Here is a 26,813-nt window from a genome sequence, read left to right as displayed (position 1 = left end):
CGAACCTGTGAACCGAGGTTGCTCAGAGTTCTCTGGTCATGAATGTACTGTTCGGGTCGGGCCGGTAGTCCGCGAACGGCTCGCAGTGGGTGAACCCGAACTTCTCGTACAGCTTCCTGGCCGGCAGGAAGAATTCGGCCGTGCCGGTCTCCAGACTCAGCCGCGTGAAACCCATGCGCTCGGCCTCGGTGATGATGTGCTCCAGCAGCACTGACGCGATCCCGCTCCGCTTGCGTGCCGCCATGGTGCGCATCGACTTCAGCTCGGCGTGGCCTGCGTCCAGTTTCTTCAGTGCACCGCAGCCCACCAGGGTGTCGCCGTCCCGCACTGACCAGAACGTGATCTCGGGCTTACGGAGGGCGTCGAGGTCGAGCGCGTGCTTACTCTCCGGAGGCGAGATGGAGCGCATCTGCTGGACATGCTCGTCGAGAAACCCGGCGATCTCAGGTCCGGAGAGGTCGTCTGTCGCGATCTTCATTCCTGCTCGTCATCCTTGGAGTCACTCGGTGCTGTTGACACCGCATCACGCTTTCTCAGGCGGCGTGGGGCCGGAGCCGGTCTGCGGGGCGTCGGACGAGTGTGCCATGTACGGACGCACCCACGAGGGCGAGGGCAACCGACTGGGGGCGCGGTGATCGCTCGCCGGCGGGCCCGGGCGTACCCGGCGAGCCGGGCGGCGGGCGCGTGCTCCGCGCGCTCCCGATGCCCGGCGGAGGGCGCCCTGCGGTTCGTCGCGGCGGGGGAGTGTCATATCTCGGCTCCAGGGGCAGGGAAATGCTGTGCACTGAACCGACACGAGGAGCCGGGTCCATGGTGACGATTCCCAGTGATCTGATCAGGCTGGAACGCATCGCCGAGATCGAGCGGGCGAAGCTCGCGGGACTCAAGGACGAGGAGTTCGAAGCCCAGCGGTGCGTGTGGAGCTCCGCCGACCAGGCGTTCCATGCCGCAGTCGCGGAGTTCGCGGCGCGAACGGGCGCGGGGCTGTCCCGCGAGGCCGTCGAGCGGGAAGTCCGCAACGCCGCACGACGCGGGGACGAGGATCCCGCCGTCGAGTAGCCGCTCGCGGTCTCGGACCGTTGTCCGCCGCTCCCGGCTCGAGGCCCGCGGAGTCCGGCGGCGGTGGCGACCGGCCACGGGCCGCGGTGCCCTTCCCCTCCCTGCTGCCCGTGGGGATACTGCGGAAGCACCGGGATCCGCCGGCAGGTGCCGTTCACGGCTGCGAGGTCCATGAGATGCATGAGATGCACGCCGGACCGTGCGGTGAGACGTGCGGCGACCCCGGCCTCTTCGGTCCCGGTTCCGTCACCTGGCACATGCACGGCGACCCGATGATGTGGGTCGCCGGGGTCCGCGCGCTCTACCTCCAGGCGCTGCACCCCCGCGCGGTCCGCGGAGTCATCAGCAACAGCGACTTCCGGCGCGACGCCTGGGGCCGTCTGCTGCGCACCGCCGACTTCGTCGGCACCATCACCTACGGGAGCGCGGAAGTCGCCGAGCGGGCCGGTGCCCGGGTGCGGAAGATCCACCGGCTGCTCGGTGTGGACGAGCCCGAGCTGCTGCTGTGGGTGCACTGCGCCGAGGTGGACTCCTACCTCCAGGTCCAGCTGCGCTCCGGATTCCCGCTGAACGACGCCCAAGCCGATCGGTACGTCGACGAGCACCGCACCAGCGCACGGCTGGTCGGCCTCGATCCGGCCCGTGTGCCCGCCACCACCGCCGAGCTCGCCGCCTACTTCGACGCGGTCCTGCCGGAGCTCGAGGCGGGGGACGACGCCCGCGCGGTCGACGATTTTCTGCGCCGCCCGCCCGTCCACCCCGCCCTGGTCCCGGCACGCGAGTTGCTGTGGCGGCGGGTGGCGGTACTCGCGTACAACGCTCTGCCGCCTTACGCCCATGAGCTCTACGGACGTCCTGCGCCCCCGCCCGAACGCGTCACCCGTCGGCTCATCGCCACCGGCAACGCCCTGCGCTGCATCCCCAGCAGGCTCCGCTGGCAGCTCCCGCCGGGCCACATCCTGAGGGCCATGGCGCGACTCGGGCCCGGTAGCCGACCCGCGCCGTACACACTCGGAAACCAGGCGGCCATACTGGACGGTCCGGGGAGGGCGCGGCAAAGCAACGGGGGCGATGGCACGAGATGGCGGACACCAGGCTGATCCACGGCCGCTACCGGCTGCTCGATCTGATCGGGCGCGGTGGTATGGGCGAGGTATGGCAGGCTCATGACGAGTCGCTGGATCGGCGTGTCGCAGTCAAATGCCTCAAACCGCTCGGACAGCGCAGCGACCAGGCCATCAGCGACATCCTCAGGGAGCGGTTCCGCCGAGAGGCCCGCGTCGCAGCCTCGCTGCAGCACCATGGCGTCACGGTCGTCCATGACTTCGGCGAGTACCAGGGAGTGCTCTACCTGGTGATGGAGTTCCTGGAGGGGCGCAACCTCAGCCAGGCCCTCAACGACAGCAAGCCGCACCCGCTGACCGTGCCCGAGGTCGTGGACATCGCGGCGCAGGTCGCCGACGCCCTCGCCTACACCCATGAGCAGGGCATCGTGCACCGGGATCTGAAGCCCGCGAACATCATGCGCCTCACCGACGGCACGGTGAAGATCTGCGACTTCGGTATCGCCCGGCTCGGCCGCGACATCGGCTTCACCTCGCGGCTCACCGGTTCGAGTGTCGCGATGGGCACCCCGCACTACATGTCGCCCGAGCAGATCAGCAGCGGTCCGGTCGATCACCGCAGCGACCTGTACTCGCTGGGCTGTGTGCTCTACGAGATGGTCACCGGCGTCCCGCCGTTCGATCTCGGCGACACCTGGGCGATCCTCGTCGGACACCGCGACACTCCGCCCGATCCGCCCCGTACCCGGCGAGCCGACCTGCCCGAGGCATTCGACCGCATCGTCCTCGACCTGCTCGCCAAGACGCCGGAAGGGCGGCCGTCGGACGCCAAGGAGCTAAGGCGCCGGATCGCCGCGGCCCGGTCCTCGTCCGCCGGGTCCGCGTCCCCCGCCACCGCGCCGTACGCCATGTCCTCGACCTCAGCCACCGGCTCCGGCCAGGACCCGTCGCCACTCGCCTGGTCCCGCGGAATGACCGCGGGACGCAAGGCGCTCGGCTCCGCCGCGCCCGGCATCCCGCTGCCCGACTTCACCTCCGGCCTCACCGGCGTCTGGGTCACCGCCGCCCAGCAGCGCGGATCCGCCACCGCGGCCCTCCACAGCCCCGAGCGCCCCACCCCGCCGCCCGACACCCTCGCTGTCCTCACCGGCCGCCACGACGAGGGACTGCACCTCGCCGTACTCGCCGAGCGCGAACACCTGCTGGGCCCCGAGCACCCGGACACCCTCGCCAGCCGTTACGAGGTCGGCTTCACCCTCAGCAGGACCGGCCGCGCCCTGGACGCCCTGGACTCCTTCGGCCGGGTCGCCGAAGGACGCGCACGCTCACTGGGCCCCGACCACCCCGACACCCTCGCCGCCCGTCAGGAGACGGCATACGTGCTCGGCCGGCTCGGCCGGCACTTCGAGGCCCACCAGGTGTACGCGGCGGTGCTCGCGTCACGCGAACGCACCATGGGCCCTGAGCACCCCGACACCCTGCGTTGCCGGCACAACCTCGCGTTCAACCTGAGCAGGCTCGGGCGGCTGGAGGACTCCTACCGGATGGCCTGCGAGGTCGCCGATGCCCGCGCGCGGGTACTCGGACCCGCCCATCCGGACACGCTCGTCACCCGCTACGAGGTGGCCTACGCCCTCGGTCAGTTGGGACGCTGGACCGAGGCCCTGGTGATCTACCAGGAGGTGGCCGCTGCCCGGGCGCACTCACTGGGCCCCGAGCACCCGGACACCCTCGCCGCCCGCTACGAGGTCGGCATCAGCCTCGGACGGCTCGGCCGCAGTGCGGAGGCGCTCCAGGTCTACGAGGCACTCATCGGCGACCGCACCCGTGTGCACGGCGCCGAGGACCCGGAGACCCTGCGCGCCCGCCACGGCCTCGGCGTCAATCTGGGGAGGCTCGCGCGCTGGGACGAGGCGCTGGCGGTGGCTCAGGACGTCCTCCTGATCCGGGAACGGGTGCTGGGCCCCCTCCACCCCGATACCCTCGTCAGCCGTCGTGAGGTCGCCGTCGGCCTCGGCTGGCTGGACCGCTGGGCGGACGCGCTCACCGTCTACCGGCAGGTCGCGGAGGCCCGTGAACACGTGCTCGGCGCCGACCATCCCGACGCGCTCGCCAGCCGCAACGACGAGGCGCACTGCCTGGAGCAGTTGGGCAGGGGCCCCGAGGCAGTGGCGCTGTACCGGCGAGTCGCCGCACTACGGCAGCGCGGCGCCTCCGGCCCCCGGTAGCGACGCGTGCCTGACCGCTGGTGGACCGGTGGACCTGCCGCGGACCCGGTGGACGACAACGCACACCCGTCCCGGTCGGTGCGGCGGTGGCGAGGTGCCGCCTCGGTCCGCGGCGCGGCCAGCGCCCGGCCGGGCACCGGACACGCCCGCTCACTCCCATGGGGGCTTCCGCAGCTCGGGGCCCCCGTGCCCGGCGCACAATGTCCCTATGACGGATCCCGCCGAGCAGGAGCAGCGCGGCCGTGCCGCGCGAAAACGGGTACCCCGCTCCTCCCACGGGCGCTGGATCCCCGCCGCGGACCGGCGCGACCCGATCGCGATCCTCGAGGAGCAGGCCACGAGCCGGGAATCGGACCTGGTGCCGATCCGCTATGGCCGGATGGCCGTCTCGCCGTTCACCTATCTGCGCGGTGCTCCGGCCGTCCTGGCCGCCGATCTCGCCCCGCAGCCGCACAGCGGGCTCACCGTCCAGTTGTGCGGCGACGCGCACCTCCTCAACTTCGGAGCCTTCGCATCCCCGGAACGCTCGCTGCTGTTCGACCTCAACGACTTCGACGAGACGCTGCCGGGCCCCTTCGAGTGGGACGTCAAGCGACTGGTCGCCAGCCTCGCCGTGGCCGCGCTCGACAACGGTCACCCCGAGACGAAGGCCCGCCAGGCCGCGCTCTCCGGAGCGCGCTCGTACCGGACCACCATGCGGCACCTCGCCGGGCTCGGTGAACTCGCGGTCTGGTACGAGCGGATCGACGCGGCCGACGTCCTCGCGCTCGTCCGCAAGGTGGACCGCTCGCGCGTCGAGACCCAGATCGCCAAGGCCCGCCGCCGCACCAGCCTCCAGGCGGTGGAGAAGCTCACCACGCTCGTGGAGGGACGGCGTCGTATCGTCTACGATCCGCCGCTGCTCGACGTGCTCGAACCGGCCGAGGCGTCCGCCGTACGGAAGATCCTCAGCGGCTACCGCAGCACGCTGCCGGAGGACCGCAGGATCCTGCTGGACCGGTTCCGGTTCGCCGAGGCCGCCCGCAAGGTCGTGGGCGTGGGCAGTGTCGGCACCCGGTGCTATGTGGCGCTGCTGACCGGCCGTGACGACGGGGACCCGCTCTTCCTCCAGATCAAGGAGGCGCAGCGGTCCGTACTCGAACCCCATCTGCCCCGCTCCGAGTACAGGCACCAGGGGCAGCGCGTGGTCGCCGGCCAGCGACTGCTCCAGGCCGCCAGCGACATCTTCCTCGGCTGGGTGAGCGGTCCGGCCGGCCGCCACTTCTACTGGCGGCAGCTGCGCGACATGAAGGGCTCGGCGGACGTCCCCTCCATGGACCCGGCCCTGCTCGGCGAATACGCGGCACTCTGCGGCCGGGCGCTCGCCCGCGCCCACGCCCGCACCGGCGAACGCATCGCCATCGCCGCCTACCTCGGCACCTCCGACCGGTTCGACCAGGCGATGGCCGACTTCGCGATGGCTTACGCGGACCGCACCGTCGCCGACCACGCGGAGCTGAAGGCGGCGATCGCGGCCGGCGACGTCACCGCGCAACTGGGCATCTGACACGCGGCCGCCTTTCCGCCCTCTGGTCGCGACGATCACCACGTGCTACGAAGAGGCATGCCAGCAGCCGAAGCATTCTCCCGATCCACCTACGACGCCGTCATCGTGGGCGGTGGCCACAACGGACTGGTCGCCGCCGCCTACCTCGCTCGGGCGGGGCGGAGCGTCCTGGTTCTGGAACGCCTGGAGCACACCGGGGGAGCGGCGATCTCCACCCGCCCGTTCGCGGGGGTCGACGCACGTCTGTCCCGCTACTCCTATCTGGTCTCCCTGCTGCCCGCCAAGATCGTCAACGACCTCGGTCTCTCCTTCGCCCTGCGCAGGCGGACCGTGTCCTCGTACACGCCGGCCCAGCGCGGAGGTCGGGCCACCGGGCTCCTCGTCGGCCGTGACGAGGAGGGCACCCGCGCGTCGTTCGCGCAGCTCACCGGTTCGGACGCGGAGTACGACTCCTGGCTCCGCTTCTACGAGCGGACCCGCACCGCCGCCGAGCGGATCTTCCCCAGCCTCGTCGAACCGCTGCCGTCCCGCGAGCAGTTGCGGGCCCGGCTCGATGACGACGCGACCTGGCGCATGCTGTTCGATGAGCCCATCGGAGTGGCGGTCGAGGAGCACTTCAGCGACGACCTGGTGCGGGGAGTGGTCCTCACCGACGCGCTGATCGGTACCTTCGCCGACGCGCACGATCCGTCCCTGGTACAGAACCGCTGCTTCCTCTACCACGTCATCGGCGGCGGCACCGGCGACTGGCACGTACCCGCCGGCGGCATGGGCACGCTCACCGACATGCTGGCCGATGCGGCGCGGCGCGCCGGTGCGCAGATCGCCACCGGCCGCGAGGTGTTGCGCATCCACACCGACGACCGGCACGCCGAGGTGGTGTACCGCACCGACGACCGGGGCGAAGGCGTCGTGGCCGCGCGCAAGGTGCTGGTCAACGCCTCCCCGCAGGCCCTGGCCGCGATGCTCGGCGAGGAGCCGCCGACCCCGCCCGAGGGCGCCCAGCTCAAGGTCAACATGCTGCTGCGCCGCCTGCCCAGGCTTCGCGACCACTCGGTCGACCCGCGCCAGGCGTTCGCCGGCACCTTCCACATCGCCGAGGGCTATGAGCAGTTGGCGACCGCCTACGCCCAGGCCGCGGCGGGACGGCTGCCCGAGGCTCCACCGTCCGAGATCTACTGCCACTCCCTCACGGATCCGACGATCCTCTCGCCGGAGCTGGCTGCGCAGGGCTACCAGACCCTGACCCTGTTCGGCCTGCACACCCCCGCGCGGCTCTTCGCCGATGCCCCGGACGCCACACGCGACGCCCTGCTGAAGGCCACCCTGGCCGAACTTGACGCCCATCTCGAGGAGCCGATCGCCGACTGCCTGGCCGTGGACGAGGCGGGGCAGCCCTGCATCGAGGCCAAGACCCCGCTGGACCTGGAGCACGAACTCAGGCTGCCGGGCGGCCATATCTTCCACCGCGATCTGGCTTTCCCGTACGGCGACGAGTCGACCGGTCGCTGGGGCGTCGAGACCGCGCACCCGAACGTGCTGCTGTGCGGAGCGGGAGCGGTGCGCGGCGGCGGTGTGAGCGGTATCCCGGGACACAACGCGGCGATGGCTGTACTGAGGCGCTGACGCGGCGGCTGTGCCCGGGCCGGGCGGTTCAGGCAGTTCGTACCGCCGCCCGGCCCCGGCCCGCCCCCGCGGTGTGGAACGTTCGGCGGTACGCGGCCGGTGAGACTCCCACCAGCTCTCGCATGTGCTGCCGTAGCGAGTTCGCGCTGCCGAAGCCCGCGCGGTCGGCGACCAGGTCGATGGACAGATCGCTGGTCTCCAGCAGTTGCTTGGCGATCTCGACGCGCTGGGCGGTGAGCCATTGGCCGGGGGTGACCCCCGCCTCGTCGCGGAACCGGCGGGTGAAGGTCCGTACGCTCATCCGGGCGTGGCCGGCCAGCTCGGTGAGCGTCAGCGGCCGGTGCAGCTGCTCCAGCGCCCAGGCACGCGTGGGCGCCGTCGTGGCCGTCGTCGGGGTCGGCACCGGCCGCTCGATGTACTGCGCCTGGCCGCCGTCCCGCCACGGCGGCACGATGCAGCGCCGTGCCACCTGGTTCGCGAGCGCGCTGCCGTGGTCGCGGCGCACCAGGTGCAGGCACACGTCGACACCCGCCGCCGCCCCCGCCGAGGTGAGCAGATCGCCGTCGTCGACGAAGAGCACGTCCTCGTCGAACCGCACCCGGGGGAACAGTCGCCGGAAGTGCCGCGCCTCGGCCCAGTGTGTCGTGGCCGGGCGCCCGTCCAGCAGCCCGGCGGCGGCGAGTACGAACGCCCCGGTGCAGATGGACACCGTCCGTGCGCCCCGCCTGATCCGGGACAGCGCGCCCGCCAGCGACTCCGGGAGCACCCCGTCGGTGCCGATGCCGCCCAGCAGGTGGGTGGGCGCGATGATCACGGTGTCCGCCCGTTCCAGCGCCTCGGGACCGTGCTCCACATCGATGGAGAAGCCCGCCTCGGTACGCACCGGGCGCCCGTCCGGGGTGCAGACGACGACCTCGTACAGCGCCGTCCCGTCCGCCGACCGGGCACTGCCGAAGATCCGCGCCGGAATGCCGAGCTCGAAGGTCATCACCCCGTCGAGGGCGAGGACAGCGACCCGGTGCGGGTCGGGGCCGGGTGGCACGACACAGCCCTCGTAGGCGTTCCACTCGCTCTGCGTGGTGTCCAGCTGCTGCGTCGCGTCATTCGTGGCCATGGCCAGATTCTGTCACATCATGGCCATCAGGCCAGTTCAGGATCATGCTCCCGGCGTCGATGGTGGTGTCGTAGCGCTCGGAGCGCCGGGCGTACGCAAGCGAACGGAGAGAGTTCCCATGAGCGACACCACGACGATGCGCGCTATCAGCCCGGCCTCCTGGGGCGGGCCCGAGGTGCTCACCGCTGTGACCATCGAGCGGCCGACGCCGGGTCCGACGGAGATCCTGGTCAGGGTGTATGCGGCGGGCGTCAATCCCATCGACTGGAAGACCCGGGCGACCGGCGGGTTCGGGATGCACGGCGAGCCACCGGTGCTGGGTTACGACGTGTCGGGAGTCGTGGAGGCCGTCGGTGTCGGCGTCACCCTGTTCCAGCCGGGCGACGAGGTCTTCGGCATGCCCGAGTTCCCGCGCCAGGCCGGCGGCTACGCCGAGTACGTCACCGGCCCGGCCCGGCACTTCGCCGCCAAGCCCGCGACGCTCAGCCACATCGAAGCTGCGGCACTGCCGCTGGCCGGGCTGACCGCCTGGCAGGCGCTGGTGGAGACCGCCGGGCTGTCCGGTGGGCAACGGGTGCTGATCCACGCGGCGTCGGGCGGTGTCGGCCACCTCGCGGTGCAGATCGCGGCGGTGCGCGGGGCGCATGTCATCGGTACGGCCCGGGAGGAGAAGCACGCCATGCTCAAGGAACTGGGCGCTCACGAGCTGATCGACTACACCCGGCAGGACTTCGCCGAGGTGCTGGGCAGGGGCAGTGTGGACGTCGTCGTCGACGCGATCGGCGGCGACTACGGCACCCGCTCCCTGAGCGTGCTGCGCGACGGCGGCACCCTCGTCACACTGCCCTTGTCCGACGAGGTCCCGCCGCCCGCCGGCGACGGCGACCCGAGGAGCAGCCGGTCCGGCTTCACCCTGGTGGAGCCCGACTCCACGGGGATGCGGGCCATCGCGGCGCTGGCCGCCGAAGGGCGGCTGCGACCGCTCGTGGAGAGCGTCTTCCCGCTGGGGCGCGCCGCCGACGCCCACCGGCAGGGCGAGGCAGGGCGTACTCGGGGCAAGATCGTGCTGTCGGTACGGGAGGGCTGAGCGTCCGGAGCGAGGGACGCCGGGCGCGTACCGGACCCGGGACTCCGGGCCCGGTCGGTCCACCTCGGTCCGCTCCGGTCGGTCCACCTCGGTCCGCTCCGGTCGGCCCGGTCCGGCCTGGTCGGCAGAACGGTCGAGCGCCGCCTCAGCGGTTCCTCACCGGCAGACCGGTCGCGTCCCGGATTCGCCGTGCCTGCTCGACCAGCTGCGATGAGCCGGAGCGTGCCGCGAGCTCGGCGATCTCCGGTATCGCCTCACCGGCTCCGCAGCGCTCCGCGCATTCGGCGGCGATCGTGAGTGCGGCGGGGACGCCGTGGGTCGGTCCGTCCTTCAGCAGGAGAGGGAGAGCGGGCGAGAGCACCGCCCACACCGCGCCGTACGCGCCTGAGCGCACCGCTTCCCGCAGCGCCGCCGTGACGCGCCGGAGCTTGAGTCCGCGCGGGCCGATCAGCTCGGCGATGTCCCCGCCGAGCCTGGCACCGTCGAGCTGTCCGCGAGCGGCCAGGAGGAGTTCGGCCCACCAACGGCAGGTGCAGCTCAGACGCCCTTCGGCGGACCTGACCCGGTGGTCATGGTCGTCCATGGTGACCGTGGCGGATTCACCGTCGAGGCGCACCGCCCCCGCCGCGACCAGCGCGTGGGCGGCGCGCAGCCGGGGGTTGTGGCACTCGGCGGTTCCGGTGGCGCACGGCAGTTCCCGATGGAAGTACGCCGCTTCCGCCACGTCGTAGCCGATGCGCCCGGCTGTGCCGAGCCGGGTGAGCGCCCCCCCGCACGCGTGCGGGGGCGAGCCCGGACTGCGCGGCCAGATCGGCGACATCGACGGTGGGGTCCCGGGAGAGCAGCACCGAGACCAACTCGGCGTCCTCGGATGACTCTTGAGACGCCATGGCATCCAGGACACCGTCCTCGCCGGAGAATCCGCGCGCCGCGTCCGGGGACAGGGTGAGGGTGAGACGCATGCCGGGAAGCCGTACCTCCCAGGCGCTCGCCACGGGGCTGCTGCCCGCCGTGACGGCGGGCCCGTGGATCCGCAGGCCCGTCGCATGGCGCAGCACCCGAGCGAGCGTACCGAGCCGCTCCGGACCCGGCAGGCACACTGCTCCAGGAACGGGCCGTGCGGTGGATCGCAGCGATCGACCGGCCGGTACGACCCAACGCGCTCCCCGCGACGCACAACAAACCGGCCGCAGATAACTGAGGATACGTCAGAAAGCTGCGGAATAAGCTTGGCTGGGTCGGCCGCCCCGCCGGTGTGGCACCTCCGGACGTCTGGAGACCGAGTGTGCCCGCTTCCGCGGCGCCGTGCACTGCGGAGGGGCGGAGATAGGCGTACGTCTGCAAGGACTGCGTCATGGCCCGAACGTCAGACGCCGTCACTGACAAGGCGTCAGCCGCCTGCCCGCCCGTGCCCCGCTGCCCCATGTAACGAGGCGGAGTTCCCGGTTGTCCGTCACGGGCGGCCGCCCCACCCCCGCAAAGCGCTGCAGTGGAGCCTTCCGACGACACCGTGATCGGGGTGGTACCCCCGTCCGCCGCGGGCGTGCACACCCCCGGGACTCCGCCTGCGAAGAGTGCGGCCGCGCCGTCCGGATCCCCCTCCGAGCCGGTGGCGAAGGAGTCCCCGGGCGAAGCCCCCGGCGGCGCCGAGTCGGCGGCACCCGGCAGCAAGCCGAAGACCACCCCCAAGAAGTCGCCGTCGGGTGGCACGCCTCCCAAAAGCGACGCGGGAGACGGCGAACGCTCATCGAAGGCCGGCTACTTCCTGATCGGACGGGATGCCGGGATGTGCCTGCACCCCTCCTCGGCCGGCAATCAACTCACGCTGGCGAAATGCGACGGCCAGGACGAGCAGCGCTGGGACTTCAGGCCGGACGGCACCATCCGCTCCAAGGGCCTGTGCATGGACGTGGCCTGGGGATCCAGGGAGAACGGCACGGCGATCCAGGTCGCCCGGCGCAGTGGCAATCCTGCCCAGCAGTTCTACCTGAACGTCACCGAGGACCTGGTGGCCCGGATCGCCACCAAGTGCGTGGACATCTACGACGGACAGACCGCCAACGGGACCCCGGCCATCCTGTGGCCGTGTACCGGGTCGGCGAACCAGACGTGGTTCCGCCGTTGAGCCGCAGACCGTCAACGGCAGACCGCCAACCGAAGGAGCCCGAGCCGAGCCCGGAGCCGGAGTGGAGGAGCCAGGCCATCTCGGCGCCAAGTGTCCTGGAAGCCGGCGCGGCATGGACCACGAACCGGATCCGGATGATCACGCAGGACGACGGCAACCTGGTCGTCTACAACGAGAACGGCAACGCGATCCGGGCGGCGATGACCTTCGGTGAGCGCCACAAGGCGATCTTCCAGACCGACGGAAACCTCGTGATCCACAATGCCGACGACAGGCCGATCCGGGGTGCCGGCAGCTTCGGTCACGAGGGCGCGAGGCTGGTGCTGCGCGCGGACACCAAGGTCGTCGTCATGGACGGGAAAAGCGTGGTGTGGTCCACCTGAACCGCGCTGCGCCGGATCCGGTGACGGATTCTCCACCCGCACGTCCGCGAGCTGCCAGGACCCGGCACAGGTACGGCCGCGGAACGCCGCACCCGTCAGGGCGCTCAGGGTGCTCGAAGCGCCGTCGGTCGCCACCACCCGGAGGGCGCGCAGCGGTCGCGGCCGTCGGACACCACGGTGACGGCGTCGGAGTCCTCACTGATCGAACGGACGGTCACGGCGCGGTGTACGCGCATGTCCTCGCGTTCGGACTCCTGCGCCAGCAACCCCTCCGTCGCACACTGCGGGTCGGTCAGGATGCCGGGGTACGGCGAGCGCGGCCCTGACAGGTCGAAGCCGCCGACCGGCTTTCAGCCGGTCTCGGGCGTCCAGCCCGATGCCGTGACACGAACGGCGTCCGACGCCCGGGACTCGTCGAAGAGAGTCCCTTGGCCGTCCTCGACCCGCAGACCGCTCACATAGACGCCCCGGCCCACGTACGAAGGACCGGTCGTGTGGTGCCAGCGCACTGCGAGCGGACCGCCCCGCCACGACGACAGATCGCACTCCACACGGTGCCAGGCGCGGCCCGACCAGCCCGCTGTCCAGCCGCCGGGATGGGTGAGCGGGGGCTGCCCGGCGCGAACGGTGGTGAACGGCACGGGCTGCCAGGTGACGCCCCCGTCGGCCGAGGCTTCGATGGAGACCTTGCCGGACTCCGGTTCGGTGTCCCACCACAGGGCGCAACCCAGGCGTACCCGACCCGCCCTGGCCGGGGTGAGCCCGGGGAGCGTCAGCGTCGCGGTGGTGGCTGGGGACATCCCGGAGAACCAGGCGGTCCGCCCGTGCGGCGGACGTACGGCGACGGCACGCGCCAAGTGGTTCGCGGCGGCGAGGCGCGGGGCACTGCCTGAGCGCCAGGTACGCACGGGGTGGACGGAGTTGCCGAGCACCACGAGGAACGAGTCGGTGGACGGGTCCAGGACCAGGCTGGTGCCGGTGAACCCGGTGTGCCCGGCACTGCGCGGGGTGGCCATGGCTCCCATGTACCAGCGTCGGCACAGCTCGAATCCGAGGCCGTGCCCGGCGCCGGGGAAGCGGGTGTTGAAATCCGTGAACATCAGTTCCACGGACTCGCGGGCGAGGATTCTCGCCCGCCCGTACACCCCGCCGTTCAGCAGAGCGCGGGCGAGCACGGCCAGGTCCCAGGCGCAGGAGAACACTCCGGCATGGCCTGCGACACCCCCGAAGGCCCAGGCGTTCTCGTCGTGCACCTCACCCCACACCAGCCCCCGGGCCAGGCCCGACCACGGTGGACGGGCGTCCTCGGTCGCCGCGATCGACGGCTTCCAGGCCGGAGGCGGGTTGAACCGGGTGCGCCCCATGCCGAGCGGTGCCGTGATCTCGTCGGACAGCAGCACGTCCAGACCGCGACCGGTGATCTCCTCCAGGACCAGCTGAAGGGTGATCATGCCGAGGTCGGAGTAGCGGTAGCCCGAGCCCGGAGGACGCGTCGGCGCCTCCCGCCACAGGCGTCGCAGCCGCGCCTCCCGGGTCGGTTCCTCGTACAGCGGGATCCAGGGTCGCAACCCCGACGTGTGGGTGAGCAGTTGGCGAACCGTGATGCCCTGCTTGCCTGCCGCCCCGAACCGCGGAAGGTACGCGGCCACCCGGTCATCGAGCCCCAGCTCCCCGCGTTCGATCAGCTGCACGGCCAGCACCGAGGTGAACAGCTTCGAGACGGACGCGAGGTCGAAGACCGTGTCCGGAGCCATCGGGACCTGCCGGTCCGCCGGGAATTCAAGCCCTTCGTCCCGCGCCTCGTCATAGGCCGCGTAGCGCACCGCCGAGCCGATCGCCCGGTGCAGCGCGACCGTGTCGCCGCGGCCCGCGAGCAGCACCGCCCCCGCGTACCAGGGGTGTTCGGGCGCGGGTCGGAGATACGACTCGGCGGTGGCGACGAGCCGGTCCAGATGCGCCCCGATCAGACCGGCCCGCTCCGGGCTCCCGCGGCGCAGGAAGCCTCCCGGGTCCGTTGCCGGGGCATCCGCCGGGTCGGCCGACTCATCCGTCATCGCGCACCTCCGGCAGAGATCCTTCAGTACGAGGGGCGCATGGGGTACGAGGCGCACACACCAGGCCGCCTCCTCCATCGAATCTGACGTGGCATCAGAAAATCCCTTCCCTAGGGCGTTCCGCTGCGGCATCCTGCGCCCATGGAGACGGAGCTGAGCAAGAGACTGGGTGTGCAGCACGCCATCTTCGGCTTCACGCCGTTCCCCGCGGTCGCCGCCGCCATCACCCGTGCGGGGGGCTTCGGGGTGCTCGGCGCGGTCCGCTACACCGCAGCCGGAGACCTCGCCCGCGACCTCGACTGGATGCAGGAGCACACAGATGGGAAGCCCTACGGCCTCGACGTCGTGATGCCCGCGAAAAAGGTCGAAGGCGTCACGGAAGCCGACATCGAGGCCATGATCCCTGACGGACACCGCCGCTTCGTCGAGGAGACCCTCGCCGAGCACGGCGTCCCCGCCCTGGCGGAAGGCGAGGCCTCCGGCTGGCGTATCACCGGCTGGATGGAGCAGGTGGCCCGCAGCCAGCTCGACGTGGCCTTCGACTACCCGATCAAGCTGCTCGCCAACGCCCTCGGCTCCCCGCCACCCGACGTCATCGCCCGCGCCCATGACCACGGGATTCTCGTCGCGGCCCTCGCCGGCAGCGCCCGGCACGCCCGCCGACATGCCGAGGCCGGTATCGACGTCGTCGTCGCCCAGGGATACGAGGCGGGCGGTCACACCGGTGAGATCGCCTCCATGGTGCTGACCCCCGAAGTGGTCGACACCGTCGCGCCCCTTCCCGTGCTCGCGGCGGGGGGCATCGGCAGCGGCGAGCAGATGGCCGCGGGGCTTGCGCTCGGTGCCCAGGGCGTCTGGCTGGGCTCGATCTGGCTCACCACCACCGAGGCCGACCTGCACTCCCCGGCCCTCACCCGGAAACTGCTCGCCGCCGGATCCGCCGACACCGTCCGCTCCCGCGCCCTGACCGGCAAGCCCGCCCGCCAGCTGCGCACCGAGTGGACGGACGCCTGGGACGACCCGGCAGGGCCCGGTGCCCTGCCCATGCCCCTCCAGGGGCTGCTCGTGGCCGAAGCCGTCTCCCGTATCCAGAAGTACGAGGTCGAGCCGCTGCTCGGCACCCCGGTCGGCCAGATCGTCGGACGGATGACCACCGAACGCAGCGTCCAGCAGGTCTTCGACGACCTCACCCGCGGATTCGAGCGCGCCGTCGACCGCGTCAGCCGCATCGCCGGACGGACCGGAAGGAGCGCATCATGAGTGAGCAGCCAGGTGCGTCGCCCCTTACGCAGACCCCCGGAGGGTTCTGGGCCCAGGCGGCTGCCGACCCCGGCCGTGTCGTGCTGATCGCCCCGGACGGCGAGGAATGGGCCGCGGGCCGACTACTCGCCCACAGCAACCGCCTGGTGCATGGACTGCGCGCCGCCGGACTCGAACGGGGCGACGCCTTCGCCGCCGTGCTTCCCAACGGCGTGGCCTTCCTCACCGCCTACCTCGCCGCCACCCAAGCCGGCTTCTATCTCGTCCCCGTCAACCACCACCTCGTCGGACCCGAGATCGCCTGGATCATCGCCGACTCCGGGGCCAAGGTGCTCATCGCGCACGAGCGCTTCGGCGCCACGGCCAGGGCCGCCGCAGACGAGGCGAGGCTGCCCGCGAGCAACCGGTACGCCGTCGGCAGGATCGACGGCTTCCGCCCGTACGCCGAACTGCTCGACGGCCGATCCGATTCCGAGCCCGCCGACCGCACCCTCGGCTGGGTCATGAACTACACGTCGGGCACCACCGGCCGGCCCCGCGGCATACGCCGCCCGCTGCCAGGCAAGCTCCCCGAGGAGACGTACCTCGGTGGCTTCCTCGGCATCTTCGGCATCCGGCCCTTCGACGGCAACGTCCATCTGGTCTGCTCGCCGCTCTACCACACGGCCGTACTCCAGTTCGCCGGCGCGTCGCTGCACATCGGCCACCGACTGGTGGTGATGGACAAGTGGACCCCTGAGGAGATGCTCCGGCTGATCGATTCCCGTGCCTGCACCCACACCCATATGGTGCCCACCCAGTTCCACCGGCTGCTCGCACTCCCCGACGACATACGCGACCGCTACGACGTGTCGTCCATGCGGCACGCCATCCACGGCGCGGCCCCCTGCCCCGACCATGTGAAGCGGGCGATGATCGACTGGTGGGGGACCTGTGTGGAGGAGTACTACGCCGCGAGCGAGGGCGGTGGTGCCTTCGCCACCGCGGATGACTGGCTGAAGAAGCCCGGCACGGTGGGAAAGGCCTGGCCCATCAGTGAACTGGCCGTCTTCGACGACGACGGCAAGCGGTTGCCCCCCGGCGAACTCGGCACCGTCTACATGAAGATGTCGACCGGCGGGTTCAGCTACCACAAGGACGAGGCCAAGACCCGCAAGAACCGCATCGGCGACTATTTCACGGTCGGGGACCTCGGTGTCATCGACGAGGAGGGCTATCTCTTCCTCCGTGACCGCAAGATCGACATGATCATCTCGGGCGGTGTCAACATCTATCCCGCCGAGATCGAGGCGGTGCTGCTCAGCCACTCAGCCGTGGCCGACGCGGCGGCCTTCGGCATCCCGAACGCCGACTGGGGCGAGGAGGTCAAAGCCGTCGTGGAACCGGAGGACGGCCAGGTCCCCGGCCCGGCCCTGGCCGCGGAGATCCTCGCCCACTGCGCGGAGCGGCTCGCCGGGTACAAGCGCCCCAGGAGCGTCGACTTCATCGATGTGCTTCCCCGTGACCCCAACGGCAAGCTCTACAAACGCCGGTTGCGCGATCCCTACTGGGAGGGCCGCGACCGCGCGCTGTGACCGGACCGCGGTGCGCGCGCTCACCGGACGGGCCAGGCCGTCGTCCCCTGGACCCCGTCCAGCCCGCACTTCTCCCACCGCCCTTCCGCTCCGGACGGCGGACTCCCCGGGAATGTCCTGCGGTTTGCCGTGCGCCGCCAGGAGGCCATCCGCGCCGCGTCGGCGGTTGCGAGACGCCTTCCTTCATCGGCAGCGCTGACCTTCCTGCGGCGCGAACGCCTCTCACCCGCGGACGTGAGCGCCGGCACCGGAGCGGGCCGCACGGGTGCGTGCGGCTCGGCACCGGCTGTTCGACGACCGAGGCGGTACGCGGGCCGCCCGCCGTCGGGCCCGTGGTGGTACGGACGCCGACTCCGTGCGCCGGTACCCGCGGCGGATCACGGCCCGGCCCCCATCGGCGCATCACTCCGAGCGCGCCTCGGGCCCGCCTGGGAGCGTGGCCGTCATTGCCCCCGCCGCCCTGGGCGAGGTCTGGACGAACATCCTTGAGGGCTACGAGTTCGAAGACAGCACCTGCGAGAGGAATGGTGCTGCTGGCGCTCATCGTCCCGGTCAGCGTCCTCACAGTGGTTCCCGGACGGGCCGCACTGCTCCAAGGCGGTGTGGACCGGGTGCTGTTCGCCGCCTCCGTCTTCCTCTCGTTCAGCCCCTGAAGGTGTCGCTTCGGCCCCTGGCCGCGCTGTAAGCAGCCTGACGGCCGCTCATGGTGACGGCCCGCGCGACCCGGCACCACGGCATGTCAGCCGTCCTGCCGGAGGTCCACGATCCGTTTGATCTTGCCGACCGAGCGCTCCAGGGTCTCCGGTTCGACCACCTCCACCGCCACCGAGACCCCGATCGTGTCCTTCACCGCCGCCGCGATCAGTTCGGCCGCGGCCCTCCGCTGCTCGGGCGACGCGTCGGTCCGGGCCTCGGTCCTCACGGTCAGGGCGTCCATCCTGCCCTCCTTGGCCAGCCGCAGCTGGAAGTGCGGGGCGACACCCGGCGTTCGCAGCACGATCTCCTCGATCTGGGTGGGGAAGAGGTTCACGCCGCGAAGGATGATCATGTCGTCGCTGCGCCCGGTCACCTTCTCCATCCGCCGGAACACCCGCGCCGTCCCCGGCAGCAGCCGGGTCAGGTCCCTGGTCCGGTAGCGGATCACCGGCATCGCCTCCTTGGTGAGCGATGTGAACACCAGTTCGCCCTCATCGCCGTCCGGCAGCACCTCTCCCGTGAACGGGTCCACGACCTCCGGATAGAAGTGGTCCTCCCAGATGTGCAGTCCGTCCTTGGTCTCTACGCACTCCTGGGCCACGCCAGGCCCGATCACTTCGGAGAGTCCGTAGATGTCCACGGCGTCGATGGCGAACCGACTCTCGATCTCCCGCCGCATCTCCTCGGTCCACGGCTCCGCGCCGAGTATCCCGACCCTGAGCGAGGTAGCGCGGGGATCGACTCCCTGCCGCTCGAACTCGTCCAGCAGAGTGAGCATGTACGAAGGCGTCACCATGATGATCTCGGGCCGGAAGTCCTGGATCAGCTGGACCTGTCGGGCCGTCATGCCACCTGATGCGGGGATGACCGTGCAGCCGAGCCGCTCGGCGCCGTAGTGCGCGCCGAGCCCGCCGGTGAACAGCCCGTACCCGTAGGCCACGTGGACCTTGTGCCCGGGGCGCCCGCCCGCCGCGCGGATCGAGCGGGCCACCACGTCCGCCCAGGTGCCGAGGTCGCGGTCGGTGTAGCCCACCACGGTGGGGCGCCCGGTCGTACCGCTGGAGGCGTGCACGCGCCGCACCCGCGACGGCTCGACCGCGAACATCCCGAACGGGTAGTGGTCCCGCAGGTCGGCCTTGGTGGTGAACGGGAAACGGGCCAGGTCCTCCAGGGAGCGGCAGTCATCGGGCCGTAGCCCGGCCTTGTCGAACGCCTCGCGATAGAACCCGACGTTCTCGTACGCGTGACGCAGGGTCGCCCGCAGCCGCTCCACCTGGAGTGTCCGCAGCTCCTCGCGGCTCAGCCGCTCTCCTGCGTCCAGCAGATCCGTGGCGGGCCGCGTCGTGCGCGTCGGGTCGGTCATCCGGAAGACTCCCGTGTCCAGCTGGCAGGTGATGGGCCAAACGGTCGACCGATCATTCGGTCGCGCGGTTCGGAATCAGTAATCCAGGCACCCGGCCGGGCGTCAAGACTCCGCGGGCGCCTGCACTGGCGTGATCGCGGAGCCCCGGCGAGGATCGCGTTATGCCGGTGTTCAGTGCATACGACGGGACCGCGCTCGCCTACCACCTCGAAGGGGCGGGCGAGCCGCTGATCTGCCTGCCCGGCGGTCCGATGCGGGCCTCCGCCTACCTCGGCGACCTCGGAGGGCTCAGCGTCCATCGCCGCCTCGTCCGGCTGGACCTGCGCGGCACAGGCGACTCGGCTCTGCCGTCCGACCCGGAGTCGTACCGCTGCGACCGGCTCGTCGACGACGTCGAGGCACTGCGCGAGCACCTGCGCCTGGACCGTATGGACATCCTCGGGCACTCCGCGTCCGGCAACCTCGCAGTGCTGTACGCAGCCGCCCACCCGCTGCGAGTACGTACCCTGACCCTCGTCACACCCGGCACCCGTGCCGTCGGCGTCGAGGCCACCGAGCAGGACTGGCGCGATGCCATCGCCCTGCGCGCGGACGAGCCGTGGTACGAGTCCGGGCGCGCGGCGTGGGAGGCCTTCCTGGGCGGTGGCGCGCTGGACGACCTGTGGTCGGACATCGTGCCGTTCATGTACGGGCGCTGGGACGACGCCGCCCAGGCGCACGCCGCGGCCGACGCCCACCAGTCGAACCACCAGGCCCGAGGCGTCTACTACGCGGACGGCGCCTTCGACCCGGCCGCCACCGTCCGCGCCCTCGGTGCGCTCGACGCGCCTGTCCTTGTGCTCGCGGGCCAGTACGACGGCGGACCCACACCCGCGCGGGCGGCCGAGTTCGCCGCGCTGTTCCCGCATGCCAGGACGGTCGCCCAGCCGGGTGCGGGGCACTACCCCTGGATGGACGACCCCGAGGCGTTCCGCCGTACGGTCGGCGCCTTCCTGGACGACCCCGAGCCTTGACGGGGCCGCTCCGCCCCGTGCCGCGCGCCACCCGCACGGAGTACGGTGCCCGGAGCGCTGCGACGTCGTCGGCCCCGCCGGCGAGCCCCTGGCCGGCGGAGTGCCCAGGGGCCGTTCCCCACAGCGGAGTTGGACCGGCATCGGCGACCCGGCGAGCGACCTGACGCGGTGCGTATGAAGATCTTCTGTGGACCCGCTTAAGAAATCCTCGATGGACTGGGCGGTTCAGGGTCGGCAGATTGGTGCGCGTTCCTGACCGGACGACCGGCACGATCCGCGCATCGTGCCCGGCCGGCAGTCCCCCGCAATGCCTGGAGCCGCACCATGAAGGCACTCGTCAAGCAGCACGCCGAGCCCGGGCTGTGGCTCATGGACGTACCCGAGCCGGAATACGGCCCCGGCGATGTGCTGATCAAGGTGCTCCGCACCGGCATCTGCGGTACCGACCTCCACATCCGCTCCTGGGACGGCTGGGCCCAGCAGACGATCACCACCCCACTTGTCGTCGGACACGAGTTCGTGGGCGAGATCGCGGCCATCGGCTCCGATGTGCAGGACATCGCCGTGGGCGACCTTGTCAGCGGCGAGGGCCACCTGGTCTGCGGAAAGTGCCGCAACTGCCTCGCGGGCCGGCGCCACCTGTGCCGCAGCACGGTCGGGCTCGGCGTCGGACGCGACGGAGCGTTCGCCGAGTACGTGTCCCTGCCCGCGTCCAACGTCTGGGTGCACCGCACCCAGGTCGACCCGGACATCGCCGCGATCTTCGACCCGTTCGGCAACGCCGTGCACACCGCGCTCTCCTTCCCCCTGGTCGGAGAGGACGTCCTGATCACCGGAGCGGGCCCGATCGGCGTCATGGCGGCGGCGGTCGCCCGCCACGCCGGCGCCCGCAATGTCGTGATCACGGACGTGAGCGAGCCGCGCCTCGCACTGGCCCGCAAGGTCGGCGCCACTCTGGCGGTCAATGTCGCCGAGTCCGACATCGCCGAGGCCCAGCGCACCCTGGGGCTGAAGGAGGGCTTCGACGTCGGTCTGGAGATGTCCGGCCGCCCCGAGGCGGTCCGCGACATGATCGACAACATGACCCACGGCGGCCGGATCGCGATGCTGGGGCTTCCCGCGCAGGAGTTCCCCGTCGACTGGTCCAAGATCGTCACCTCGATGATCACCATCAAGGGGATCTACGGCCGAGAGATGTTCGAGACCTGGTACGCGATGACGGTGCTCCTGGAGGGCGGACTCGACCTCAGCCCCGTGATCACGGGCAAGTACGGGTTCCAGGACTTCGAGGCGGCCTTCGACGAGGCGGCCACCGCCCGTAGCGGCAAGATCATCCTCGACTGGACCGCCTGATACACGGAGTCACCCCGGTTCCGCTCACCCGCCAGGTGCCGGCACCCTTCCGCAGCGACCACACAGCACCGCCCACAGGAGACCCACACATGTACGCGTCCGTACGCGACGACCTCCGCGCCACCCTCGACGAGATCCGCGCCGCCGGGCTGCACAAGCCCGAGCGCGTCATCGGTACGCCCCAGTCGGCGTCCGTGGCCGTCACCGCGGGTGGCGCCCCCGGTGAGGTGCTGAACTTCTGCGCCAACAACTACCTCGGGCTCGCCGACCACCCCGAGATCATCGCCGCGGGCAAGGAGGCCCTGGACCGCTGGGGCTACGGAATGGCCTCCGTCCGCTTCATCTGCGGCACCCAGGAGGTGCACAAGGAGCTGGAGCGCAGGCTGTCGGCCTTCCTGGGCCAGGAGGACACGATCCTCTACTCCTCCTGCTTCGATGCCAACGGAGGCGTCTTCGAGACCCTGCTGGGCGGCGAGGACGCGGTCATCTCCGACGCCCTCAATCACGCCAGCATCATCGACGGCATCCGCCTGTCGAAGGCCGCCCGCTACCGCTATGCCAACCGCGACATGGCCGAACTGGAGGCCAGGCTGAAGGAGGCGTCCGCGAGTGGTGCGCGTCGCAAGCTGATCGTCACCGACGGTGTGTTCTCGATGGACGGCTACGTCGCCCCGCTGAGCGAGATCTGCGACCTCGCCGACCGCTACGACGCCATGGTGATGGTGGACGACTCGCACGCCGTCGGCTTCGTCGGCCCCGGCGGCCGGGGTACGCCCGAGCTGCACGGCGTGATGGACCGGATCGACATCATCACCGGCACCCTCGGCAAGGCCCTCGGCGGTGCGTCCGGCGGCTATGTCGCGGCCCGTGCCGAGATCGTGGAACTGCTGCGCCAGCGCTCCCGGCCGTACCTGTTCTCCAACTCCCTGGCCCCGGTCATCGCCGCCGCCTCCCTCAAGGTGCTCGACCTGCTCGAATCGGCCGGTGACCTGCGCGAGAAGCTTGCCGCGAACACCGCGCTGTTCCGCTCGAAGATGTCCGAGGCGGGCTTCGAGATCCTGCCGGGAGACCACCCGATCGCCCCGGTCATGATCGGCGACGCGGCTGAGGCCGGCCGTATGGCCGAGCTGCTCCTGGAGCGGGGGGTGTACGTGATCGGCTTCTCCTACCCGGTGGTGCCGATGGGCCAGGCACGCATCCGCGTCCAGCTGTCCGCCGCGCACTCCACCGAGGACGTGGAGCGGGCGGTTGCCGCCTTCGTCGACGCGCGAGCGACAATGGCTGGGTGATCGACCCGCGCAGGCTCCGCATTCTGCGCGCAGTGGCGGACCACCGCACGGTGACCGCCGCTGCCGCAGCGCTCTATCTGACTCCATCGGCCGTCTCCCAACAGCTCACCGCGCTGGAGCAGGAGAGCGGCCACACGCTGCTCATCCGCAGCGGACGGGGGGTCCGGCTCACCGCCGCGGGCGAGATCCTGCTCGGCCACGCCCACACCGTGCTCGCCCAGCTCGAACGGGCCGAGGCGGAGCTGGCGGCGTACGAGGGCGGCGCCGTCGGAGAGGTCACCGTCGCCTCCTTCGCCACCGGCATCGCCGAGGTGCTCGCCCCCGCGATCGGGCGGCTCGCCGACGAGCACCCCGGCATCCGGGTCAGGGTCAGGGACGCCGAGGGCGACGCCAGCCTGCCCATGGTGCTCGACGGCGAGGCCGATCTCGCGCTCGCGGTCGAGTACCGCGGAGCACCCCGCGAGAGCGACCGGCGACTCGCCCGTGTCCCGCTCTACGCCGAGCCCTTCGACGCCGTGCTGCACTGCGGCCACCCGCTGGCCGACACTCCGCGCGTGCGGCTCGCCGATCTGGCGGACAGTGACTGGATCGGCCAGTACCCGGGAAACCCGTGCCACGACGTGATGCTCCGCGCCTGCGAGCTTGCCGGTTTCGCACCCAGGCTGACGCACACGTCCGACGACTTCCGCGCCGTGGTCGCACTTGCGGGCGTGGGCGCGGGCGTGGCCCTCGTGCCGCGGTCCGCTCTGCGCGGCATGGAGCTGAAGGACACCGTCGTCCTGCCTGTGGCAGGCCCGGCAGCCACCCGGCGGGTCTTCGCGGCGGTGCGCCGCGGAGCCGAGACGCATCCGTTGCTCAGCACGGTCCTCCAGGCCCTGGCGCGTGCCGCCGCCGGACTGTCCACGGACTGAGCCTCCGACCGGTCCGACCGTTGTGTCGCGTCCGACGGGTGATGCCGCCTGAACGGCGGCGCCGGCGGTCAGGGACCGTGGGCAGAGGCGTCGGCGCGGATGACGGCCTGGTCGCCGCGTGGTCCGAACAGATGCAGGATTTCCACGGCGGAGTCGTTCGCCGGGCCGAACCAGTGCGGTTCCCTGGTGTCGAACTCGGCGGCTTCGCCGGGGCGGAGCGTGGACTCGCGATCCCCGATGAGGAGGTGCAGTTCGCCCGCGAGGACGTAGAGCCATTCATAGCCTTCGTGGGTCACCGGCTTCGGTTTCCGGTTGCCCGGAGCCAGTACCTGCTTGAACACCTGTACCCGGCCCGGGTACTGGGTCAGGGGCACGATGACGCTGCCGTCGTGCCTGCGCACCGGCGTCAGATGAACCCGAGGGTCACCGGTGGCCGGTGCGGCCACCAGTTGGTCGAGCGCGACACGGTGTGCCCGTGCCAGCGGGATGAGCAGGTCCAAGGTCGGACGCCGGATGCCTGATTCGAGACGGGACAGGGTGCTCACCGAGATGCCGGTCGTGGCCGCCACCGCTTCCAGCGTGAGTCCCCGGTCCCTGCGCAGCGTACGCAACCGCGGCCCGATGCCGTCGATGATCTGCTCCAGTTCGGTGTCCATGCGGCCCAGTGTGCGCTCTTTTGCGGTCCTCGCAAAAGAGCCGATCGGAAACCGCCGGTCGACCCGGCCCCGAGTGCCTCGACAGCGCCGCCGCCGATGCCGGTCTTCGGCCGTCGGCGGTCTCAGCCGCTGTGCTGCGCGGACGCCCCGAGACGGTGGACGTACGGTGTCGTCGTGCTCAGCGCGGTGAACCCCAGCCGCTGCAGAGTGGGCCTGCTCGTGGGCAGCGCGTCCACCTGGAGGAAGCGGTGGCCCCTGGCGGCCGCGATCCGGGCCCTGAAGTGGACCATGGCCCGGTAGACCCCGCGGCCCCGCCACTCGGCCAGCGTTCCGCCGCCGTACAGTCCGGCGAAGTCCCGTCCCACCGGCAGATCCACCCGTGACGACGCCACCGGCTCGCCCCCCGCCATCGCCAGCACCGCCACCGTGGTGGGCCGGGGGGTCGCGAGCTGCGCCAGCAGATGCCCGCGCAGCCCGGAAGCGTCTCGCCCGAAGACCTGTTCCTGGACGCGGACCGCGAGGTCGACACCGGCCGCGTCGTTCACCTCCCGCAGCACCAGTCCGGCGGGTGCACCGGTATCGGCGGCGAGCGCGTGTGTGTCGGCGACCAGCAGGGTCTCCTCGTCGTCTGCCTCGAACCCGGCGGCGAGTAGTCGGTTCGCCAGATCGCCGGGCCGGTCGTGCCCGTACACCTTCCATTCGAACCCGCATTCGAGCGAGTCGAAATATCGGAGCTGCTCGGCGATGGCCGCGTCCGCCGTGGAGTCGTCCAGGTCCGACCAGATGATCCCGTTCCAGCCGTCGCCTTCACCGTCGCCCGGTGCGGCGATGTGCCGTACGACGTCGCCGACCCTCTCGACCCGTGCCCCGGGGCCGTCGGCCGGCGCCTGCCGCCGCATCTGGCGGTCGTAGCGCGCCAGCAGCTCATCGTGATCCATCCGGTCACCTCAGCAGCGGACCAAGCCGTCGGGCAACCCGTTTTCGCGAGGTGTACAGGACAGCCCTGAGGGGAGGCGTTCGCGTCAGGCCGTCAGGCGCCGCTCACCAATCGGTCGACGGCGGCCGTGCCCGAGCCGTAGGGGCCCGAGTCGTACGGCAAGGCCAGCGCGGGCATCGGGCCCGGTCCTTGCGCCGGCACCGGGCCCTGGTACGGGACCGGGGCCTGGGACGGTACCGGGCCCTGGTACGGGACCGGGGCCTGGGACGGTACCGGGATCGCCATCGGCCGCTGCGGCTGCGCCTGAGGCGCGGCGGGGGCGTACATCGTGCGTTCGAGCCCTGCCACCAGGCGCTGCACATCGGCCTGTGGACGCACCACGAGCCGCAGATAGCGGCTGGAGCTGCCGATCTTGTTTCCGCACTCCCGCACCAGGACGCCGTACTCCTCCAGCAGCCGGTCGCGCAGCACCGCTCCGTCGATCCCCTCGGGAAGCCGAACGTAGACGAAGTTCCCCTGCGAGGGGTAGACCGTGAGCCCCGGCAGCCGGCTGAGCTGCCAGATCATCTCCTGGCGGTCGCGCTGCACGAGACGGAGACTCTGCCCGTACTCCATCTGGTGCTCCTTCAGCATGAAGACCACGGTCTCCGCGAAGGAGTTGAGGTTCCACTTCGGCAGCGCTGCCCGGATGCGCCCCGCCAGCCCCGGGTTGGCGACCAGATAGCCGAAACGCACCCCGTGCAGACCGAAGTTCTTGCCGAGGCTGCGCAGCACGACGGTGTTGGGACGCAGCACTGCGTCGGCGACGACGCTGGAGTCCGCCTCCGCGTCGGCGAACTCCAGGAACGACTCGTCCACCACGACGAGGTCCAGGTCCCGGAGCTGGTCGAGGAGAGCCAGCACCGCGTGCCGGGGCAGCAGACCGCCGTCCGGGTTGTTGGGGTTGCAGATCACCGCCGTACGGGAGCCTCGGCTGCGCACGAAGTCCACGAACGACGCCGGATCGAGTGCGAACCCGTTCGCCTCCGGCAGCGGGAACATGTCGACCCGCTTGCCCGTCTCCATCGGCTGGTCCGTCCACCGGCCGAACGTCGGCACCGGCACCGCCAGCGAGTCGCGCACCAGCAGGTGGTCGATCCAGGTGATCAGCTCGGTCGAGCCGTTGCCCATGGCGACCGTCTGCGGGTTGAGGCCGAGGACCGAGCACAGCTCAGCCGTGATGGTGTCCGCGCTGCTCGGGTAGTACGTGAGGATGTCCCGCAGCCGGTCGCCCAGGTCTTCGAACATCGCGGGCGTCGGGAAGTAGGGGTTGCAGGGTATGCAGAAGTCGGTGATCCCCGGCCCGTTTGCCGCCCCGCCCTGGCCTGCCGCCCCCGCCCTGCTGAGAGTGAAGTACGACGGGCTGTGCGCCGTGGACGCGCGGAAGAGCTCGGTGACATTGCTGCCGACTTCGGCCATGGGGGTCCTCCGGAGAT

Annotated in this window: 22 protein-coding genes and 1 pseudogene; 15 read left to right on the top strand and 8 right to left on the bottom strand. The window is 71.2% G+C overall.

Features of this window, described 5'->3' with window-relative positions:
* Nucleotides 1-22 precede the first annotated feature (22 nt).
* Nucleotides 23-478, bottom strand: a complete 456-nt coding sequence (locus V1460_RS18950; RefSeq protein ID WP_338674832.1) for a GNAT family N-acetyltransferase — start codon at nucleotides 476-478, stop codon at nucleotides 23-25.
* A gap of 332 nt (nucleotides 479-810) precedes the next feature.
* Between V1460_RS18950 and V1460_RS18945 the strand changes: the two genes are divergently transcribed.
* The 5 genes from V1460_RS18945 to V1460_RS18925 all read left to right on the top strand — a co-directional run bounded on the left by V1460_RS18945 (nucleotide 811) and on the right by V1460_RS18925 (nucleotide 7,523).
* Nucleotides 811-1,059 (top strand): hypothetical protein, encoded by a 249-nt coding sequence (locus tag V1460_RS18945; RefSeq protein WP_338674831.1) that lies wholly within the window; start codon nucleotides 811-813, stop codon nucleotides 1,057-1,059.
* A 176-nt stretch (nucleotides 1,060-1,235) separates the two neighbouring features.
* Nucleotides 1,236-2,159 carry an oxygenase MpaB family protein gene (locus V1460_RS18940; RefSeq protein WP_338674830.1) on the top strand — a complete coding sequence of 308 codons (924 nt, stop codon included), beginning with the start codon at nucleotides 1,236-1,238 and terminating at the stop codon, nucleotides 2,157-2,159.
* Entirely contained in the window at nucleotides 2,141-4,351 is a 2,211-nt protein-coding gene (locus V1460_RS18935; RefSeq protein WP_338674829.1) for a serine/threonine-protein kinase, read from the top strand. Before V1460_RS18940 ends, V1460_RS18935 begins: the two co-directional genes overlap by 19 nt.
* A 208-nt stretch (nucleotides 4,352-4,559) precedes the next feature.
* Nucleotides 4,560-5,897: a DUF2252 domain-containing protein gene (locus V1460_RS18930; protein ID WP_338674828.1), complete on the top strand. Its 1,338-nt coding sequence runs from the start codon at nucleotides 4,560-4,562 to the stop codon at nucleotides 5,895-5,897.
* A 57-nt stretch (nucleotides 5,898-5,954) separates the two neighbouring features.
* Entirely contained in the window at nucleotides 5,955-7,523 is a 1,569-nt protein-coding gene (locus V1460_RS18925) for an NAD(P)/FAD-dependent oxidoreductase (RefSeq protein ID WP_338674827.1), read from the top strand.
* 28 nt (nucleotides 7,524-7,551) lie between these two features.
* Here the strand turns inward: V1460_RS18925 and V1460_RS18920 are convergent, their stop codons facing one another.
* Nucleotides 7,552-8,637 (bottom strand): helix-turn-helix domain-containing protein, encoded by a 1,086-nt coding sequence (locus V1460_RS18920; protein WP_338674826.1) that lies wholly within the window; start codon nucleotides 8,635-8,637, stop codon nucleotides 7,552-7,554.
* A 118-nt stretch (nucleotides 8,638-8,755) separates the two neighbouring features.
* On the opposite strand from V1460_RS18920, the gene V1460_RS18915 reads away from it, so the two are divergent.
* Entirely contained in the window at nucleotides 8,756-9,724 is a 969-nt protein-coding gene (locus V1460_RS18915) for an NADP-dependent oxidoreductase (protein WP_338674825.1), read from the top strand.
* A 511-nt stretch (nucleotides 9,725-10,235) separates the two neighbouring features.
* Here the strand turns inward: V1460_RS18915 and V1460_RS18910 are convergent.
* Nucleotides 10,236-10,899 (bottom strand): annotated as a pseudogene (locus tag V1460_RS18910) (SWIM zinc finger family protein); the annotation flags it as partial.
* Nucleotides 10,900-11,213: 314 nt separating this feature from the next.
* On the opposite strand from V1460_RS18910, the gene V1460_RS18905 reads away from it, so the two are divergent.
* Both V1460_RS18905 and V1460_RS18900 read left to right on the top strand, forming a co-directional pair.
* Complete coding sequence (locus V1460_RS18905; RefSeq protein ID WP_338674824.1) at nucleotides 11,214-11,849, top strand: ricin-type beta-trefoil lectin domain protein; 636 nt, start codon at nucleotides 11,214-11,216, stop codon at nucleotides 11,847-11,849.
* 134 nt (nucleotides 11,850-11,983) lie between these two features.
* Nucleotides 11,984-12,232 carry a hypothetical protein gene (locus tag V1460_RS18900; protein ID WP_338674823.1) on the top strand — a complete coding sequence of 83 codons (249 nt, stop codon included), beginning with the start codon at nucleotides 11,984-11,986 and terminating at the stop codon, nucleotides 12,230-12,232.
* Between the two features lie 350 nt (nucleotides 12,233-12,582).
* Here V1460_RS18900 and V1460_RS18895 read toward each other — a convergent pair whose 3' ends face one another.
* Nucleotides 12,583-14,286, bottom strand: coding sequence for a serine hydrolase (locus tag V1460_RS18895; protein ID WP_338674822.1), 1,704 nt, complete (start codon nucleotides 14,284-14,286; stop codon nucleotides 12,583-12,585).
* Between the two features lie 141 nt (nucleotides 14,287-14,427).
* On the opposite strand from V1460_RS18895, the gene V1460_RS18890 reads away from it, so the two are divergent.
* The 3 genes from V1460_RS18890 (at nucleotide 14,428) to V1460_RS18880 (ending at nucleotide 17,773) form a co-directional block, all read left to right on the top strand.
* Nucleotides 14,428-15,546 (top strand): nitronate monooxygenase family protein, encoded by a 1,119-nt coding sequence (locus V1460_RS18890; RefSeq protein WP_338674821.1) that lies wholly within the window; start codon nucleotides 14,428-14,430, stop codon nucleotides 15,544-15,546.
* Nucleotides 15,543-17,120, top strand: coding sequence for an acyl-CoA synthetase (locus V1460_RS18885; protein ID WP_338674820.1), 1,578 nt, complete (start codon nucleotides 15,543-15,545; stop codon nucleotides 17,118-17,120). The genes V1460_RS18890 and V1460_RS18885 overlap by 4 nt, the downstream gene beginning before the upstream one ends.
* A gap of 524 nt (nucleotides 17,121-17,644) precedes the next feature.
* Nucleotides 17,645-17,773, top strand: coding sequence for a hypothetical protein (locus V1460_RS18880; protein ID WP_338674819.1), 129 nt, complete (start codon nucleotides 17,645-17,647; stop codon nucleotides 17,771-17,773).
* 86 nt (nucleotides 17,774-17,859) lie between these two features.
* Here V1460_RS18880 and paaK read toward each other — a convergent pair whose 3' ends face one another.
* Nucleotides 17,860-19,179 (bottom strand): phenylacetate--CoA ligase PaaK, encoded by a 1,320-nt coding sequence (gene paaK / locus V1460_RS18875; protein ID WP_338674818.1) that lies wholly within the window; start codon nucleotides 19,177-19,179, stop codon nucleotides 17,860-17,862.
* A gap of 161 nt (nucleotides 19,180-19,340) precedes the next feature.
* Between paaK and V1460_RS18870 the strand changes: the two genes are divergently transcribed.
* The 4 genes from V1460_RS18870 (at nucleotide 19,341) to V1460_RS18855 (ending at nucleotide 23,745) form a co-directional block, all read left to right on the top strand.
* Entirely contained in the window at nucleotides 19,341-20,192 is an 852-nt protein-coding gene (locus V1460_RS18870) for an alpha/beta hydrolase (protein WP_338674817.1), read from the top strand.
* Between the two features lie 324 nt (nucleotides 20,193-20,516).
* The gene (tdh, locus tag V1460_RS18865; protein ID WP_338674816.1) at nucleotides 20,517-21,545 is read left to right on the top strand and encodes an L-threonine 3-dehydrogenase; all 1,029 of its coding nucleotides are present in this window, start codon (nucleotides 20,517-20,519) and stop codon (nucleotides 21,543-21,545) included.
* A gap of 89 nt (nucleotides 21,546-21,634) precedes the next feature.
* Nucleotides 21,635-22,834 (top strand): glycine C-acetyltransferase, encoded by a 1,200-nt coding sequence (locus tag V1460_RS18860; RefSeq protein ID WP_338674815.1) that lies wholly within the window; start codon nucleotides 21,635-21,637, stop codon nucleotides 22,832-22,834.
* Nucleotides 22,831-23,745: a LysR family transcriptional regulator gene (locus V1460_RS18855; protein WP_338674814.1), complete on the top strand. Its 915-nt coding sequence runs from the start codon at nucleotides 22,831-22,833 to the stop codon at nucleotides 23,743-23,745. Before V1460_RS18860 ends, V1460_RS18855 begins: the two co-directional genes overlap by 4 nt.
* Nucleotides 23,746-23,813: 68 nt before the next feature.
* On the opposite strand, the gene V1460_RS18850 is transcribed toward V1460_RS18855, so the two are convergent.
* From V1460_RS18850 to V1460_RS18840, 3 genes are all read right to left on the bottom strand, one after another.
* Nucleotides 23,814-24,401, bottom strand: a complete 588-nt coding sequence (locus V1460_RS18850) for an XRE family transcriptional regulator (protein WP_338674813.1) — start codon at nucleotides 24,399-24,401, stop codon at nucleotides 23,814-23,816.
* A gap of 122 nt (nucleotides 24,402-24,523) precedes the next feature.
* Nucleotides 24,524-25,339 carry a GNAT family N-acetyltransferase gene (locus tag V1460_RS18845; protein ID WP_338674812.1) on the bottom strand — a complete coding sequence of 272 codons (816 nt, stop codon included), beginning with the start codon at nucleotides 25,337-25,339 and terminating at the stop codon, nucleotides 24,524-24,526.
* Nucleotides 25,340-25,431: 92 nt separating this feature from the next.
* Nucleotides 25,432-26,796, bottom strand: a complete 1,365-nt coding sequence (locus tag V1460_RS18840) for a histidinol-phosphate transaminase (protein WP_338674811.1) — start codon at nucleotides 26,794-26,796, stop codon at nucleotides 25,432-25,434.
* Between the last annotated feature and the right edge of the window lie 17 nt (nucleotides 26,797-26,813).

Source organism: Streptomyces sp. SCSIO 30461, assembly GCF_037023745.1.
Taxonomy (GTDB): Bacteria; Actinomycetota; Actinomycetes; order Streptomycetales; family Streptomycetaceae; genus Streptomyces.
Note: the sequence above shows the minus strand (reverse complement) of the source record. Positions and strands in the feature narration are given on the sequence as shown.